The organism is Trichococcus ilyis (assembly GCF_900109135.1).
Lineage (GTDB): Bacteria > Bacillota > Bacilli > Lactobacillales > Aerococcaceae > Trichococcus > Trichococcus ilyis.
The window spans coordinates 1-1,893 of the sequence record NZ_FNYT01000058.1; the positions used below are offsets into that span (position 1 = coordinate 1).

The window sequence follows — 1,893 nt, forward strand, 5'->3', positions numbered from 1 at the left end:
GGTTAGTTGCAATAGTAAATTCCAGTTTGCAAAACTAAATTCCGCACTCGAGCCGATGAAAAGAGAAATAGACAAAAAATGAATGTCAAAAAGGTCAATTTGTATATTTTAGAGTGATCAATGTATCGAATTCGGTCTGTTTTTGGGCATGACAAACCGAAGGTGAAGATTCTGCGTTTTTTCGCAAGAGTAAATTCCACCCCTAAAAGATATTTTATTGTGGACAATGTTCTGCTGCTTTTTTCGGTTAGAACGGGATTCCTTCATCTTCAAAGCTGTTGGTTTTGCTCAATGCACCTTCTGAGAGGCGTGAGACTGTGGCTTCGAGCTCGGCCACAGTCTGGCTTAAGGCAATCACTTCTCCCAAAAGGTAATCAATGGTTTCCGAAGCGGTCAATAAATGTTCTCGGCCTTGTTCATCGTAAAGTGGGAAGCGTTTAGTTGCCATTTGACAAACCTTCTTTCTTGAATAGCGAGGGGGATAGGTTTATTGTATGAGGTGGGACCAGTTCTATACCCAAGGTATGGAGAAGCTCGTCTCCGTACAGGAAGCTAAACGACTCCGTAGGGGATTTGTCGTTTAGCTTTTTTCTTGTGTAGGAATTGATATGACAGGCCAACAGCTGGACATCCGCCTGCGTAAGCCCATCAAAGCTGGTCCCTTTTGGCAAGACATACCGGATCAGTTCATGGTTCTTCTCAATTTGCCCTTTTTGAAAAGGGGAGTTGACATCGCAGTAGAAGATTCTGGTCCGTTGGTTTTCTTCCAAGGCTTTGGGGTTTGAGAACTCGCTGCCATTGTCCGTTAGGACAACCGGAAATAACTTGCGGAAAGCCGTTTCACCTAAATCTTCCTCCAGTTTATTAAATACATCGATGACTGTTTGCGAGGTATTGTGGTCACGCAAATACATCAACATCAAGTGACAGTTTGTAAAATGGAGGGTAAGGATGACCTTCCCGCCTTTTCTGCCTTCTACGGTATCCATTTGAATGGTCACGACTTCTTCCTGCTCGTCCAGGTACCGTTTGTAATCCACCATTGTTCGTTCAGTACGGCAAGCTTTGTCGATCTTCTTTTCGACCTTCTTCTTGCGTAAGCGGAAACGCGGTTTGCGCACTAAATCAATGTTTCTGGCTTTAAGGTAGCACCGGTCAATCAGGGTGTAGAGGGTCCTTTCGCAAATCGGCAGGCGATCGGCATTGTGTACACAAATGTGATGAATCGACTGGTTCTGCTTGATCAATGGCGACACAAGCGCGTCCACATAGGCAAGCTCCTCATCCGTCAGGCTGATGCCCGTACGTGAATCAGACAAAGTCTGTTCGTATTTCTGGTGAGCTTCCTGCGCTTTGTAGAAAGATTTCATCAAGGTGCAGGATTCTCTCGTTTTGCAGCCATTGCAGACATAGGGAGCTCGTTGGAGGCGCGGACAGAGCTCTTCCTCAAAGTCGGCACAGACACTGTTGCACTGATTACAGAGGCTACAGGATGCCTTCCGGCATTTCTTGTTGGCGCATAGATTGGTGATGGCACAGGATTGGCGATGGATGCAGCGATTGGGGACGCGGCCCTGGCCCACGTAATATCTACTCTGGCGGTGCCGTCTGACTTCTTTTGAAATGGAGGTCGGGTCTTTGTCCAGGGAGCGGGCTATGGTGCGGAAGGAGTGGCGTTTTTCAAGTGAGTGTTGAATGGCGTAACGATCTTCAAGGGTTAAATGTTTCTGTGTTGTCATAGGTGAACACTTCCTTCTTTTTGTAAGTGAGGAAGCAAAACATTATCCACCTTGAATTATAGGCTGTTTGCAGGAGTGAATTCCACTCCCAGCTTTGCAGAAGTTAATTCCGTATTTTGAACCAGTCAACTGGAATTTAGTTTTTCAAATAACA

Annotated in this window: 2 protein-coding genes; both read right to left on the reverse strand. The window is 45.8% G+C overall.

Annotated elements, in window-relative coordinates:
- Nucleotides 1-247 precede the first annotated feature (247 nt).
- Complete coding sequence (locus BMX58_RS14500) at nt 248-448, reverse strand: hypothetical protein (RefSeq protein WP_068623098.1); 201 nt, start codon at nt 446-448, stop codon at nt 248-250.
- Nucleotides 438-1,739, reverse strand: coding sequence for an IS30 family transposase (locus tag BMX58_RS14505; RefSeq protein ID WP_093088884.1), 1,302 nt, complete (start codon nt 1,737-1,739; stop codon nt 438-440). Before BMX58_RS14505 ends, BMX58_RS14500 begins: the two co-directional genes overlap by 11 nt.
- Nucleotides 1,740-1,893: the final 154 nt, after the last annotated feature.

Bases quoted from the DNA above. Each gene is read 5' to 3' on its own strand.
- BMX58_RS14500 (WP_068623098.1), bottom strand. From the start codon at position 448: ATGGCAACTAAACGCTTCCCACTTTACGATGAACAAGGCCGAGAACAT.
- BMX58_RS14505 (WP_093088884.1), bottom strand. From the start codon at position 1,739: ATGACAACACAGAAACATTTAACCCTTGAAGATCGTTACGCCATTCAA.